This is a genomic window from Aquimarina mytili (assembly GCF_016735115.1).
Taxonomy (GTDB): domain Bacteria; phylum Bacteroidota; class Bacteroidia; order Flavobacteriales; family Flavobacteriaceae; genus Aquimarina; species Aquimarina mytili.
The window spans coordinates 788,437-803,063 of the sequence record NZ_JAERQJ010000003.1 but is presented as its reverse complement, the minus strand read 5'-3'; the positions used below and the strand labels follow the sequence as shown (position 1 = coordinate 803,063).

The 14,627-nt window shown below is 36.6% G+C and carries 12 protein-coding genes; 11 read left to right on the top strand and 1 reads right to left on the bottom strand.

Annotated features, from left to right (window positions below; translation table 11 throughout):
- Positions 1-8 precede the first annotated feature (8 nt).
- From JJQ60_RS10830 to JJQ60_RS10780, 11 genes are read left to right on the top strand one after another with little or no spacing between them, the layout of a single operon-like run.
- Entirely contained in the window at positions 9-662 is a 654-nt protein-coding gene (locus tag JJQ60_RS10830) for a TetR/AcrR family transcriptional regulator (RefSeq protein WP_201919543.1), read from the top strand.
- An 8-nt stretch (positions 663-670) separates the two neighbouring features.
- Positions 671-2,356, top strand: a complete 1,686-nt coding sequence (locus JJQ60_RS10825) for an AMP-binding protein (protein ID WP_201919541.1) — start codon at positions 671-673, stop codon at positions 2,354-2,356.
- Positions 2,347-3,147, top strand: a complete 801-nt coding sequence (locus tag JJQ60_RS10820) for an SDR family NAD(P)-dependent oxidoreductase (RefSeq protein ID WP_201919539.1) — start codon at positions 2,347-2,349, stop codon at positions 3,145-3,147. The genes JJQ60_RS10825 and JJQ60_RS10820 overlap by 10 nt, the downstream gene beginning before the upstream one ends.
- A complete protein-coding gene (locus JJQ60_RS10815) occupies positions 3,148-4,749 on the top strand; it encodes an acyl-CoA carboxylase subunit beta (RefSeq protein WP_201919537.1) in 1,602 nt (533 codons plus the stop codon).
- Positions 4,750-4,767: 18 nt separating this feature from the next.
- Entirely contained in the window at positions 4,768-6,747 is a 1,980-nt protein-coding gene (locus JJQ60_RS10810) for an ATP-binding protein (RefSeq protein ID WP_201919536.1), read from the top strand.
- Positions 6,748-6,749: 2 nt separating this feature from the next.
- Complete coding sequence (locus tag JJQ60_RS10805) at positions 6,750-7,568, top strand: enoyl-CoA hydratase-related protein (RefSeq protein WP_201919534.1); 819 nt, start codon at positions 6,750-6,752, stop codon at positions 7,566-7,568.
- A 23-nt stretch (positions 7,569-7,591) separates the two neighbouring features.
- Positions 7,592-8,461, top strand: a complete 870-nt coding sequence (locus tag JJQ60_RS10800) for a BKACE family enzyme (RefSeq protein ID WP_201919532.1) — start codon at positions 7,592-7,594, stop codon at positions 8,459-8,461.
- Positions 8,462-8,463: 2 nt separating this feature from the next.
- Positions 8,464-9,267 (top strand): SDR family oxidoreductase, encoded by an 804-nt coding sequence (locus JJQ60_RS10795; protein ID WP_201919530.1) that lies wholly within the window; start codon positions 8,464-8,466, stop codon positions 9,265-9,267.
- Positions 9,268-9,269: 2 nt separating this feature from the next.
- A complete protein-coding gene (locus JJQ60_RS10790; RefSeq protein ID WP_201919528.1) occupies positions 9,270-11,048 on the top strand; it encodes an acyl-CoA dehydrogenase family protein in 1,779 nt (592 codons plus the stop codon).
- 12 nt (positions 11,049-11,060) lie between these two features.
- The gene (locus tag JJQ60_RS10785) at positions 11,061-12,566 is read left to right on the top strand and encodes an acyl-CoA dehydrogenase family protein (RefSeq protein ID WP_201919526.1); all 1,506 of its coding nucleotides are present in this window, start codon (positions 11,061-11,063) and stop codon (positions 12,564-12,566) included.
- Between the two features lie 29 nt (positions 12,567-12,595).
- A complete protein-coding gene (locus JJQ60_RS10780) occupies positions 12,596-14,017 on the top strand; it encodes an aldehyde dehydrogenase family protein (protein WP_201919524.1) in 1,422 nt (473 codons plus the stop codon).
- A gap of 13 nt (positions 14,018-14,030) precedes the next feature.
- Here JJQ60_RS10780 and JJQ60_RS10775 read toward each other — a convergent pair whose 3' ends face one another.
- Positions 14,031-14,555: a YciI family protein gene (locus tag JJQ60_RS10775; RefSeq protein WP_201919522.1), complete on the bottom strand. Its 525-nt coding sequence runs from the start codon at positions 14,553-14,555 to the stop codon at positions 14,031-14,033.
- Between the last annotated feature and the right edge of the window lie 72 nt (positions 14,556-14,627).

Genomic DNA, 14,627 nt, shown 5'->3' with positions numbered 1-14,627 from the left:
GGAAAATTTTGGCTACAAAAAAGAGAATACTTGATCAAGCTATTAAGGCTTTTAATAAATCGGGGTATGGTGCAGTAAACCTATTTGAATTGGCAAAGTCACTTGAAATGAGTAGAGGCAATATGACGTATCATTTCAAGGATAAAGAAGCATTGTTGAAGGCAATAACCGATCAACTGTGGGAAAAATTAACAACGGCAAGGGTTGCAAATAGTATCCCTTCTTTCCAAAATTTGCATCATGATGTGCAGCTTTACTATAGACTGCAAAAAGAATATTCTTTTATTTTTCAGGATAATCAAGTGCTTAAACACTCGTTGATAGCGCCTAAAATGAAATCGCTCTGTGCTAAAACGATTCGTGATATTGAGATGGCAATTGCATTTTCTATTCAGTTAGGCAACATGAATCCAGAACCAGTACCCGGTATGTATAAGAACTTGGCAGTAACCTCATGGATGATGATGTTTTTTTGGGCCTCTCAACAAATGATTAGAGGAGATAAAACAAAAGAAGATGGAGAAAAAGTTATTTGGGGCCTTTTATTACCTCACCTTACAGAAAAAGGTATGGCATCTTTCAAAAAATTCTTTGGAGAAGATTATTTAGCCAGCTTTGGAGAAGAGTTTGATCAAAATATGGATTCTTATTTAACTTTTTAATCTTGATCATGAGCAATTCCAATATCCCTGATTACAATACACTTCCAGAATATTTTTATCACTGTGTTAAAGAAAAACCCGATTATCCTTTCTTAAAACAACCTAAGGGAGATCAATGGCATATCTTAACATATAAAGAGGCGTATGACGAAGCTTCAAGAATGACTAGCGCATTACAAGCTTTAGGTTTAAAAAAAGGGGCTCATGTCGCGATTTATTCTAAAAATTGCTATCACTGGATATTGGCAGATCTGGCTATTATGATGGGAGGGTTTGTTTCCGTGCCTTTGTATTATAATTTGTCGGCTAAACAACTAGGAGAAGTACTTCAATTATCAGATGCAAAAGCAGTTTTTGTCGGGAAATTAGATAGTTGGTCTGGACATGCCGAAGAAATTACTAAGGATACCCATATCATACGCTTTTCGTACTACGAAGGAAATGCAAAAGTTAACGAAGGGTTACTTTGGGATGATTTGGTTTCAGAATATGAGCCATTAGTAAAAGGGTATATCCCGGATCCCAAAGAAATATGGACAATCATGTTCACTTCAGGAACAACAGGGACACCAAAAGGAGTTATGCATATACACAAAACTCCTGTGCAAATTATAAAAGACGATAACAAGAATGACTGGATAGGAATAGCTAATTATCCAGCCCCCAGATTACTATCTTATCTACCATTAAACCATGTAGCCGAGAAAATCGGTGTTTATGCAGTTTCATTAATGTTAGGAGGTACGATTTCTTTTGGAGAAAGTATAGATACCTTTGCCAAAAATTTACAAGATACACAACCTACCATCTTCTTTGCAGTGCCAAGAATTTGGACTAAGTTTTATCTGGCAGTAGCAAATAAACTGCCACTCAAAAGGCAACGATTGTTATTTAAGATCCCAATACTTTCAGGGGTTATTAAAAAGAAAATCCGTTATGGTTTGGGTATGGCCGATGCAAAAGTTGTGGCTACAGGATCGGCAATTACGCCAGCATATTTGAAGCGCTGGTATGCCAGTTTAGGAATTCATCTTATAGAGGCTTACGGTATGACAGAAGTGTGTGGATCGATTACAAATTCTCCTATGAAAGATGCGCCAAAAGATTCTGTTGGAAAACCGGTTCCAGGTTGTGAGGTTAAAATTGATCCCGATTCCAAAGAAGTCCTTATGAAATCTCCCTACATGATGAAAGGATATTATAAAGATCCTGATTTAACGTCTAAGGTTCTAAAAAATGGATGGTTGCATAGCGGAGATAAAGGAAGTTTTGATGAAAACGGTTTCCTGAAAATTATTGGGCGCGTTTCTGATGCCTTCAAAACCAGTAAAGGAAAATATATTACACCAAATCCTTTAGAAGAAAAAATAGAAAAGAATGAATTGATTGAGCAAGTTTGCATTGCAGGATTGGGGATTCCCCAGCCCATTGCAATCGTTAATCTTTCAGAAGTTGCACAATCGGTTACAAAAGAAGAAATAGAGTCATCCCTGGATAATACCCTTGTTACACTTAATGGCGATTTAGCTAATTATACCCGGGTATCCACGATAGTGGTAGATTCTAAAACTTGGAATACAGAAAATGCACTACTAACCCCTACACTTAAAATTAGGAGGGGAGAAATCGATAACCAGTTTGGTAAACATTTTCTGGATTGGCATAATGATAAAAAGAATGTGATATGGATATAGGTAAAACAGTTCTGGTAACCGGAGGTTCTAGTGGGATTGGTTTTACCATCTCAAGACATTTTGTAAAAGCTGGATATCAATTATTATGGGTTTCCCTTTTTCAAAAAGAAATAGAAAACGCAAAATCGCAATTACAATCAGAAGTTCAGGATTGCAAGATAAACGCATTAGAACTTGATTTGTCTTTGCCTGATGCAGCACAAAAAGTATATGAATGGGTAAAACATAACCAATGGCATATTGATGTCTTGATTAATAATGCAGGCTTTGGTACATATGGTTTTAGTACAGAGATAGATGTCAATAGAGAGTTAAATATGATTGATCTTAATGTAATCAATGTGTATAAAATGACCCGGTTCTTTTTAAAAGATATGATAGATCACAATAAAGGAACCATCATCAATATTAGTTCTAACACGTCTTTCCAACCTACTCCAAAACTAAGTGCGTATGGCGCTACTAAATCTTTTGTAAAACATTTTAGCAGAAGCCTTAATGAAGAATTAAAGATACTCAATTCAAAGGTCAAAGTAATGTGTGTTTGCCCTTCGGCCATAAAGGATACTAACTTTAGGAAAGCCGGTAAAATGGATAACCTGAAAACATTTAGTGGATTAGCCACAACCACCTCAGAAGAAGTAGCAAAAGATGTATGGAATGGTTTTATAAAAAGAAAAGATTTTGTGATTAGTGGTTGGAAAATGAGAATACTGTACCGAATTTCAGGGGTTGTACCGTATCGCGTTCAGCAGTTTTTAGTAAGAAAAGAAATTAAAGAAGTATATTAAATGAGAGCATTAACATCTAATATTAACACATCAAGTGCCTCTTTTAAGGAGAATACACAAGCAATGCTTGAGTTAGTAAAAAAACTCGATAAGCATTTGATAGAAAGTCGTTTTCAGGGAAAAGAGAAATCAATAGATCGAGCTAGATCCCGAAATAAATTGCTAGCCAGAGAGCGTATAGAACTGCTTTTAGATCAGGATAGTCCTTTTTTGGAACTTTTACCGTTGGCAGGGATGCAAAACAAAGGTGGATTTGGGGCTGGAGGAACCAACGTTGCAGGAATTGGGCTAGTAGAAGGGAAGTTATGTATGATTAATTCTAACGTAGGTACTCGAAAAGGTGGATCTGTAGATTATGCAACCGTTTTTAAAGGTTTTAGGATTGGACAAATCATTAGAGAATGCAGACTTCCATCTATAAATCTGGTCGAAAGCGGAGGAGCAAACCTTCCTGATCAGGCAAAAATTTTTAACTATGGGGGGGAAGGGTTTAGAGAAATAACCCGAAGATCTGAGATGGGGATTCCCACCATATCTGTAGTTTTTGGAAACGCTACTGCTGGGGGAGCTTATGTTCCTGGAATGTCTGATTATGCAATATTTCAGAAACAAGCGGCTAAGGTATTCCTGGCCGGACCTCCTTTGGTAAAAATGGCAACCAAAGAAGAAGCGACAGATGAAGAATTAGGAGGTGCCGAAATGCATAGCCGGGTTTCTGGAGTTTCAGATTACTTAGCAGAAGATGAATTAGATGCAATAAGGATAGCAAGGGAGATTATGGAGTTTATTCCAGAATCAAAACCACACCTTGTACCTGAATTACCTATAAAAAAACCTCTTTTTTCGGCCGATGAAATACTAGGTGTAGTTCCTGTAGATATCAAAACACCATTTGATATTAAAGAATTAATCATGCGTATAACAGATGGTTCGGAATTTTCTGAGTTTAAATCCGAATATGGAAACACTATGGTTTGTGGATGGGCCAAAATACATGGATACCCAGTGGGTATTATTGGAAATAATGGTGTCATTTTCTCAGAATCGGCCAATAAAGGGGCACAATTTATACAATTGTCTAATCAAAAGAATATTCCCCTATTATTCTTGCAGAATACAACGGGATATATGGTAGGCAAAAAATATGAAGAAGGTGGTATCATAAAAAATGGAGCTAAACTTATTAATGCAGTTTCAAATAGTAAAGTGCCTTCTATTACAGTAATGGTTGGATCTTCATTTGGAGCAGGTAACTATGGGATGAATGGTAGATCATACGAACCTAATTTTCTTTTTTCTTATCCAAACTCGAAAATTGGCGTCATGGGATCACAACAATTGGCAGGTGTGATGCGAATTATCCAAAAAGCGTCGGCGCAAGCTAAAGGAATCCCTTATGATGAAGAACAAGCAAAAATGATAGAAGGAATGTTGATTGCAGAAGCAGAATCAAAATCATCTGCCTGGTATTCTTCCTCAGAATTATGGGATGATGGTGTGATTAACCCTAAAGAAACAAGAAACTATTTAGGATTTTCTTTGGCCGTTTTATACAATCAAGAAATTAAAGGAACTAGTAGTTACGGTGTTTGGAGACACTAGAATAACGATGTAAATACTATGCAAAATATCAATACTATATTAATCGCAAATAGAGGAGAAATTGCTTCCAGAGTCATTCGTACCTGTAAAAAAATGGGGATTACCTCTGTAGCAATATATTCTGAAGCAGATAAACATATGCCTTTTGTCAAAGAAGCAGATTTGGCTATTCATATCGGCGAGCCAGAACCCTTGAAATCGTATTTGGATCAGGACAAAATTATTAAAGCAGCAATTCGATCTGCTGCAGATGCTATACATCCTGGTTATGGTTTTTTATCAGAAAATGCCTCGTTTGCGCAACGATGTGCTGCCGAAGGAATCATTTTTATTGGTCCGAAACCAGAAGCGATAGAGTCTATGGGGTCTAAATCGAAAGCCAAAGCCATTATGGAAAAATCAGGCGTCCCTGTGATTCCTGGTTATAAAGGAAAAGATCAATCTGAGACCGTCTTAAAAGCTGAAGCTTTAAAAATAGGATTTCCGTTGTTGCTTAAAGCTACAGCTGGGGGTGGCGGAAAAGGAATGAGAATTGTTCATGAAGAAAAAGAAATAGATGAAGCCATACTCTCGGCAAAACGTGAGGCCCAAAGTGCATTTGGAGATGACGAATTATTGATAGAAAAATATATAGAATCTGGTCGACATATCGAGTTTCAGATTTTTGGGGATCAACATGACAATGTCATACATCTATTAGAGAGAGAATGTACTATTCAAAGACGATATCAAAAGGTAATCGAAGAAAGTCCATCTCCAATTATGACTGATACCCTGAGAGCTAAAATGGGAGAAGCAGCTGTTTTGGCGGCAAAAGCTTTAAAATATGATAATGCGGGGACGGTAGAATTCATTTTTGATGATAAAACTGGAGATTTTTATTTTCTTGAAGTCAACACAAGATTGCAAGTTGAGCACCCGGTTACCGAGGAAATTACTGGGCTGGATCTGGTACAAATGCAAATAGAATCTGCACAAGGGATTGCATTGCAGTTGAAACAAGAAGATATCATAGGCCACGGATATGCAATAGAAGCAAGATTATATGCAGAAGATGCTTCAAACAACTTTGCTCCCGTTACCGGGAAAGTACACAAATTTGATTTGCCTAAAGTAGACGGACTTCGGGTAGAATCGGCAATAAGATCTGGGTCGGAAATTTCGATGTTTTATGATCCCATGATCGCTAAAATTATAGTAAAGGATACTGATAGACAGGGAGCGCATGGGAAATTAAGATATGTACTGCAAAATTTGATCTGCCAAGGTACTATTACCAATGCACCCTTTTTGCAAACTCTTCTTCAACACAAAGATTTCAATGAAGGGGAGTATGATACTCATTTTATAGAGAAACATATCAATGTATCCAAAATCAATGATCTTTCGGTAGAACATACTGAAGAAGTAGCTATTGCAGCTACCTTGTATAGTTGGTATCAGCGCGAGAAGTCCAGAAAAATATTAAGTGCTCTTCCTTCAGGATGGAGAAATAGCTTTTATGAATACCAGAAAGAAACGTTCCTGATCAATCAATATAAACTGATGGTGCAGTATAAGTATGAAGATGAAAAATTCACACTTTATATAGGCGAAAAAGAATTTGAAGCAGAGATTACTGATGTCAATGCAGAAACAATCCGATTGAATATTAGTGGTTTACAGAAAGACTTTACGATAATCAATACTGGTAATGATTATTTTATTCATACGGCTACAATAGGAAATATTCAGGTTTCAAAACAAGATCGTTTCCCATTAAAAGAAAAAGAAAAGTTAAACGGAGGATATGAAGCTCCAATACCCTCACAAATTGTTAAAATTCATGTTTCGGCAGGCGATAAAATCAAAGAAGGCGATTCAATGATTGTTCTTTCTTCCATGAAAATGGAAACTCATATTACAGCCAATGAAGATGGTACTATCGAAGAAGTTTTTGTAGAAGAAGGAGCTAATGTTGAAGCTGGATTTTTACTACTCAAAATTAAAGAAAACTAGGTATGGATTTTTTTGAAGATATATTGATTAATGATGCTCTTAACCAAAAATTTGCTTTTATAAAGTTAAAAGTACATGATCATGTGATGACGTTAACTTTGGACAGGCCCAAAAAGAAAAACGCACTACACCCACATATGGTACAAGAAATTGCTTTTGCGATGCAATTTGCAAAGCAAACCTCAGATGTTCGAGCAATCGTAATCGATGCATCTGGAGAGGTGTTTTGTGCTGGGGCAGATTTAAAAGCTTTTATGGGAATGGTGGGAGAATTTGACTCGTCTATCCCTGAAGCCAAAGGTGAAGTGCTGATCGGAGAACTTTTCAATAAAGTTCATAAGCCCATAATCACAAAAGTTGAAGGTACCGTACTAGCGGGAGGGTTTTTCTTTCTGGCAGGAGCTAATTATGTAGTTTGTAATGAGGGAAATACACTTGGGTTACCAGAAGTAAAGAGAGGGTTGTTCCCCTTTCAGGTAATGGCGGCGTTGCTCGAGATTATGCCAAAGCGAATTGTAGTTGATTGGTGCATCAGAGGGTATAATCTTGATGTGGCAGATGCCAAGAGATTTGGACTTGTTACACACATAGTTTCTCCAGATACCATAGATGAAGTTATTCAAGAAATACTTGAAGAAATAAAGGCAAATTCTCCTACGGCTATTCGACTTGGTTTGGAAGCTTTGGATACCATTAGCGAACAAGCTTCTAAACACAAGTATCTTATGGAAATGTTACAAAAAACAGTGGGTTCAAAAGACGGACAAGAAGGATTACTGGCTTTCAGACAAAAAAGAAAACCTGTTTGGACAGGAGAATAAAAACAGAATTAAACGAATAAATTATGGCTTTTAAAAAAATGATTCTTTCTGCGGCGCTTACCGGTGCAGCAACTAATAGAACACATTGCCCAGATATACCTTATGCTCCCGAAGAATTAGGTTTAGAAGCAAAACGCGCTGTAGATGCAGGGGCTTCTATTGTTCATATTCATGCTCGAGAAGATAATGGGATGCCAAGCTGGAGAACCGAAGTATTTGAACAAATTACGACCGAAGTACGAAAACATTGCCCTGATGTGATTATAAATTATTCTACAGGAGCCATAGGTCTTTCTATTGAAGATAGGTTAAAGCATTTACCAGCTACAAAACCAGATATGGCAGCATTCAATATGGGAAGTATGAATTATGCTATTTTTTCAAAAAGAGCGAAACAATTTATATGGAACGGTGTTTTTGAAAATTCATTCGATGATATGATCAAAGTGGTCAATACAATGAATGAAAATAATATTTGTCCCGAAATGGAATGCTTTGATACAGGGCATATCAGAAATGCGGAACCTTTGAGAGAAATGGGATTATTGCCCGATAACGCCTGCTATAGTTTGGTAATGGGTGTTATGGGAGGGATTCCGGCTACTCCAGAAAATCTGATTCACCAGATAAAACAAGTTCCCGAAGGTGCATTTTGGCAGTCGATAGTGATCAGCCGTAAACAATGGCAACTTTCAGCCATAGCGGCAGCAATGGGAGGAAATTTTAGAGTTGGGCTAGAAGATAATTTTTATCTCCCTAATGGAGATATGGCAAAATCTAATGGAGAATTAGTGGACGCTGGAGTTACACTTGCCAGAATGATTGGCCGAGAAATTGCAACCATTGAAGAAGCTCGAGAAATGCTCAATATACCAACAAAAACAAATGTATAATTATGTTTAAGTCAGACACATTTAAGGGTAAAGTGGCAATGGTCACAGGTGGTCGATCCGGAATTGGATTTCAGATTGCTAAAGATTTCTTATTGCTTGGGGCCAAGGTTATCATTTGTTCACGCAAAGAAGATAAACTCAAAATTGCAGCCGAAGAGTTAGCTGCTTATGGAGAATTATCATATCAGGCTTGTGATATTAGAAAAACAGAAGATATTCAGTCATTAGTAAGCATGATTAAAGAAAAATATGATCGATTGGATATTCTAGTCAATAATGCCGGAGGGCAGTTTCCTGCTTTGGCAGAATACATAAGTGATAAGGGATGGAATGCTGTGATTAGTAATAATCTTAATGGTACATTTTCAATGATTCGTGAAATGGCAAATGCTTTTTTTATTCCGCAAAAACAAGGCGTTATTGTGAACATTACTGCAGAGGTGTATCGAGGATTTCCAGGAATGGCCCATACAGGAGCTGCAAGAGCCGGAGTAGAAAATCTGACAAAAACACTGGCTCAGGAGTGGAGTGATTTCAATATCAGGATCAATTGTGTATCTCCAGGAATTATAGAATCCAGTGGTTTAGATCAATATCCACAACAGATACAAGATATGTTTGAAGAAGCAGAAAAAGCAATCCCGCTAAAGCGATTTGGTAAGGTTGAGGATGTTTCTAATGCAGTAACCTTTTTAGCCAGTCCTATGGCAGAGTATATTACGGGGATTTCATTATTCGTTGATGGGGCTCAGCATTTAGGTTTTGATAAAATGGGACTAGCCAATGTACTAAAATCATTTATGTAGTTATGGAATCAAAGTTAAAAACAATTAGAGGTGGTGAGTTTTTAATTAAAACGAGTGCTCCTGATTCAATTTTTACCCCAGAAGAGTATACCGAAGAACATATAATGCTTCGGGAAGCGATACGTGATTTTATAAATAAGGAAATTGAACCGCTAAAAGAAACCTTTGATAGTAAAGAAGGGATCGCAGTAACCCCAAAAATATTAGAAAAGCTCGGTCAATTAGGGTTTTTGGCAATCTCGGCACCCGAAAGTATTGGAGGTATGGGATGCGATATCAAAACTGATTTGGCGGCTTCAGAGATCATGTCTGAAAGCTTTTCTTTCTCTCAGACCTTAGGAGTACAAAGGGGGTTAGGAGTCAATACAATTTTATTTTATGGTTCCAAAGCACAAAAGGAAAAGTATCTGGATGATATCCTTGTCGGAAAATTAAAATGCTCATACTGTTTGACTGAACCCGGAGCAGGATCTGATGCCAATTCTGGAAAGACCAAAGCCGTTCTGAGCGAAGATGGCAAACACTATATCTTAAATGGTCAAAAAATGTGGATCACCAATGCCGGCTTTGCCGACATATTTTCTGTATTCTGTAAAATTGAAGATGATGAGAATTTATCTTGCCTAATTGTAGAAAAAGAATGGGGCGTAAAGTTAGGAGTAGAGGAAAATAAATTAGGGATTCATGGATCGTCTACCAGGCAAGTGTTTTTTGAAGATGTAAAGGTACCTGTAGAGAATTTATTAGGAGAGAGAAATAAGGGATTCAAAATTGCAATGAATGCCCTCAATATGGGGCGATTAATGATCGGAATAGCTGGGTCGGCAATCGGAAAAAGAGCCTTTCGATTGGGAGTGCAATACGCTAATCAAAGAATACAATTCAAAAAACCAATTTCTTCTTTTGGAGCAATTCAAGAAAAAATAGCCAAAATGGCTACAAAGATTTATGCTATAGAATCAGGTTGGAATAGATTGGCCGGAGATATGGATAATCTATATGATGAATTTATATCAGAAGGCACGCCACCGCTAAAAGCGAAGCAGCAAGTGGCGCAAGAATTTGCCGCTGAGTGTTCTATGATAAAGGTTTTTGGATCAGAAATAGAACAGTTTGTAGTGGATGAGGCACTTCAAATGCATGGTGGGATGGGATTCTCTGGAGAAAGTGAAATCTCTATTCATTACAGAAATATTAGAGGTAATAGAATTTATGAAGGAACTAATGAAATTAATCGATTAGTGATTCCTGGAACCATAATGAAATACGCGCTCAAAGGAAAACTACCCTTAATGGAATCTGCTATGCAAGCCTTTCAAGATTTACAATCGGGCAACTTAAAACCTGCAGATAGCACTAAATCATTTGATGAATTTGCTGTTGAGTTTTTAGATAATTGTAAGAAATCGGCTATCCTGGTCAGTGGGCAAGCTATGCAAAAATTCCAACAAGCAATTCAGGAGGAGCAAGAAGTATTATCGCGTTTGGCTGATATCATTACTCAAGTGTATATATTAGAAGGAGTGTTGCTTAGAACATCAAAATGCAAAGGCCAAAACCAGAAGATTCGAGAGGCGATCTGTACAACATTTATGCATGATGTAGCTGATAGTATAAAAGTGGCAACAAAAGAAGTGATTTTTGCTACAGCAGAAGGCGATATGGCAGTAATAAGTCTTAAGGCAATCAATAAATTAATACAATTGCCAATGCATAACATTATCGCAGAGAGAAGAACCATTGCAACCCATTTTATACAAGAAAATGAATACAAAATTTAAAAAAGCACTATAATGAACAGTTATTATTTTACAGAAGAGCATGAATTATTTAGGCAAAGTCTAAAAGCTTTTTTGCAAAAAGAAGTAATGCCCAATATGGACCAATGGGAAGAAGATCAACGTATTCCTAAAGAGGTATGGAAGAAAATGGGAGATATGGGCTTTTTGGGCCTTTCTTACCCCGAAGAGTTTGGAGGATCTAATCTCGATTTCTTTTATGATGTCGTTTTTTGCGAAGAAATTGCTAAAGTGTTTTCTGGAGGTTTTGCGATTACACAAGCTGTGGTTCAATACATGTCGGGACCTTATATCTTGAAGTACGGATCACAAAAACTAAAGGAAAAATACCTCCCTGGGATCATCTCTGGTGAAAAAATAAGCTGTATCGGTATATCTGAGCCTACTGCAGGATCAGATGTTGCTAACGTAAAAACCACAGCCGTGTTAGAAGGAGACCATTATATAGTTAATGGTTCTAAAACGTTTATTACAAATGCGGTGTATGGAGATTTTGTGGTATGTGTTGTCAAGACCGATCCTAAAGCAGGTCCTGATGGTGTAAGTTTATTGGTTGTTGATCTCGATAAAGAAGGGGTTAGTAAAACAAAATTAAAGAAATTAGGATGGCATGCCTCCGATACTGCAGAACTTGCCTTTGATAATGTGAAAATTCCGAAAGAAAACTTAATTGGCCAAGAAGGACAAGGGTTCTATTATCTTATGGGAGGGTTGCAGGTTGAAAGACTGGTTGGCGCCATTATGGGATATGCGGCCTGCGAATCTGCAATGGGCTATACTCTAAAATATATGTCAGAAAGAACAGCATTTGGGAGACCTATTAATAAGTTTCAGGTATTAAGACATAGAATGGCACAACTATCATCAGAAATAGAATCCTGCAAACAATTTGTACTATATTGTTCAAGGTTGAATAATGATGGTAAATATGCTGTTAAAGAATGTTCAATGGCAAAACTTCTTGCAACAGAACTATCGGATAAAACGATGACTCAATGTTTACAATCTTTTGGAGGATATGGCTATATAGAAGATTTTAAAATAGCCAGAATGTTTCGCGATAGCCGCATAGGTACAATTGGAGGGGGTACATCAGAAATCATGAGAGAAATCATAGCCAAAATGGTTATTGATGACGTTTCTTATAAAGAAGCAAATAATAATTCAAATACTAATACAAATAACAAAAACAGTAACATTATGAGTAAATTAGAAGACGTACTACAAGCTATACAGTCAAAAGCTGAACAAGCAAATAGCCTAGACAATACGTTAAAGTTTAATTTTGGAGAAGAACAACTTTATATTGATGGAACAGGAGATAAAAATAAGGTTTCGATAGAAGATAAAGATGCAGATTGCCAAGTAGATGTTTCGTTTGACGATTTTATAGCATTAACCAAAGGAGAGCTTAATCCTATGTCTGCAGTAATGGGAGGAAAGATAAAAATCAAAGGAGATATGTCTGTTGCAATGAAATTACAGTCTTTATTTTCGTAAAACGGCTTTAAAAATTATAGATAATAATCATGGCCACTCCATTTAATGAAACAGAAATTTCGGTAATAGAAAGTATTTATGCTAAGCAGAAATCTAATTATTTTACCATTGGTAAAACAAAGGCTCGAGAGCGTATTCAAAAGCTAAAAAAGCTTCAAAATGTAATCTTTACATTTAGAAAAGAGTTGCAAGAAGCAATGTGGAAAGATTACAGAAAACCTGCAGCCGAAGTTGATCTGACCGAGATTTATCCTGTAATTCAGGAAATCAAATTTGCTTCAAAACACCTTAAAAGATGGATGAAGCCAAAACGAGTGGCAAAACCAATAACAATGATAGGCTCATCTTCATGGATTCATCACGAACCAAAGGGGATGAGTCTTATTATTGCTCCTTGGAATTATCCCATGCAGCTTTTATTTGCTCCATTGGTTTCTGCCATTGCAGCTGGTAATACTGTAATTCTTAAACCTTCAGAATTTACGTCTCATACAGTAGATGTGCTTAAAAATATAGTTTCTGAAGCATTTGAAGAACAAGAAATTGCCGTAGTAGAAGGAGGAGTTGAGGTTTCTACTGCCTTACTTAATATGAAATTTAATCATATTTTTTTTACCGGTGCTCCTGAAATTGGTAAAATTGTGATGGCTGCTGCATCAAAACATTTGGCAAGTGTAACGCTTGAGTTAGGAGGAAAATCCCCTACAATTATTGATGAAACGGCGAACATTAAAGCTATTGTTCCTAGAATTGCATGGGCTAAGTTTGTGAATGCAGGGCAAATATGTATTGCCCCCGATTATGCAATTGTACATGAAAGCAAAAAAGAGGAGTTTATACGGAGTATGGGACAACAAATTACCAAACATTATGGAGATGATGCAGCCAATTCTTCTGATTATCTAAGAATTATTAGTCCAAAACATTTTTTAAGATTAAAAGGATATCTTGAAAATACCATAGAACAAGGTGGGAAAATTGCTCATGGAGGGACATTACTTGAAGTCGAAAATTATATTGAACCAACATTAGTCGAAAACGTACCCATGGATTCTGATGTAATGAAGTATGAAATTTTTGGCCCTATTCTTCCTATAATTACATACAAAAATCGGCAAGAAGTTATCGATCTTATCAATTCTAAAGAAAAACCATTGGCCTTATATGTCTATAGCCGAAGTAAAAAGAATATCAAATACTTTATTGAAAACACCAGTGCTGGGGGCACATGTATAAACATGTCTGCCGTGCATGTCGGAAACCCTAATTTGCCTTTTGGAGGTATAAATAATAGTGGTATTGGAAAATCGAGAGGGCATTATGGATTTTTGGAATTCACAAATGAACGATCCGTGTTGCATCAAAAATTACCTAGTGCCGTAGAATTTATGGCTCCACCTTATACCCAACTGAAACAAAGATTGATCGATTTGACACTAAAGTATTTTTAAAATGTGGTCTTCTTTATCTCAAAGGAAACCCTTTTGCAGCCCACCAGGGATGGATTTCGATGATTAAACGCCCTGCTTTTACCATAGGGTCCATATTGGCAAGACTATCTGCCATCTTTTGTGTTGGGGTATTATAAATAGTAATACCTCGAATATCACCATCGTCTCCAAAAGGACCAGAAATATCGGCGTAACCTTCTTTATACATTCTTCCTAAATGTCCCAAATGTAACTTTTGTAAACTGTCGGTTTCTTCTTTATTCTGAGAACGATTTGAGCCGCGTTTTAAGAAAGCAATAAAATACTGCTGCATAATTACAGTATCTCCACTTTCTTCATCTATATAATCAAAGGTTTTAAAACCTTCTTTTTGTAATTTTTCTTTAATTGCTTTTATAGAAGGCTTTTTAGGTTCTTCGACAGTAACTTTAGGTTTCGTTACTGAATTTTCTTTTACTGGTTTCTGACAAGAAATAAGCAATAGAACGATCGCTACGATAGATATTTTAAGAAAGAATGATGAATGAAGTATAGACATAATATTGTATTTTAAAATGAAACACCATCAAATATACTAATTTGATGGTGTTTAAGGTATGTTGAGTGTCTA

What these genes read in the sequence shown, in the direction of transcription:
- JJQ60_RS10795 (WP_201919530.1), top strand. Translation starts at nt 8,464, where the DNA reads ATGTTTAAGTCAGACACATTTAAGGGTAAAGTGGCAATGGTCACAGGT.
- JJQ60_RS10805 (WP_201919534.1), top strand. Translation starts at nt 6,750, where the DNA reads ATGGATTTTTTTGAAGATATATTGATTAATGATGCTCTTAACCAAAAA.
- JJQ60_RS10785 (WP_201919526.1), top strand. Translation starts at nt 11,061, where the DNA reads ATGAACAGTTATTATTTTACAGAAGAGCATGAATTATTTAGGCAAAGT.
- JJQ60_RS10815 (WP_201919537.1), top strand. Translation starts at nt 3,148, where the DNA reads ATGAGAGCATTAACATCTAATATTAACACATCAAGTGCCTCTTTTAAG.
- JJQ60_RS10810 (WP_201919536.1), top strand. Translation starts at nt 4,768, where the DNA reads ATGCAAAATATCAATACTATATTAATCGCAAATAGAGGAGAAATTGCT.
- JJQ60_RS10775 (WP_201919522.1), bottom strand. Translation starts at nt 14,555, where the DNA reads ATGTCTATACTTCATTCATCATTCTTTCTTAAAATATCTATCGTAGCG.
- JJQ60_RS10820 (WP_201919539.1), top strand. Translation starts at nt 2,347, where the DNA reads ATGGATATAGGTAAAACAGTTCTGGTAACCGGAGGTTCTAGTGGGATT.
- JJQ60_RS10780 (WP_201919524.1), top strand. Translation starts at nt 12,596, where the DNA reads ATGGCCACTCCATTTAATGAAACAGAAATTTCGGTAATAGAAAGTATT.
- JJQ60_RS10825 (WP_201919541.1), top strand. Translation starts at nt 671, where the DNA reads ATGAGCAATTCCAATATCCCTGATTACAATACACTTCCAGAATATTTT.
- JJQ60_RS10790 (WP_201919528.1), top strand. Translation starts at nt 9,270, where the DNA reads ATGGAATCAAAGTTAAAAACAATTAGAGGTGGTGAGTTTTTAATTAAA.
- JJQ60_RS10800 (WP_201919532.1), top strand. Translation starts at nt 7,592, where the DNA reads ATGGCTTTTAAAAAAATGATTCTTTCTGCGGCGCTTACCGGTGCAGCA.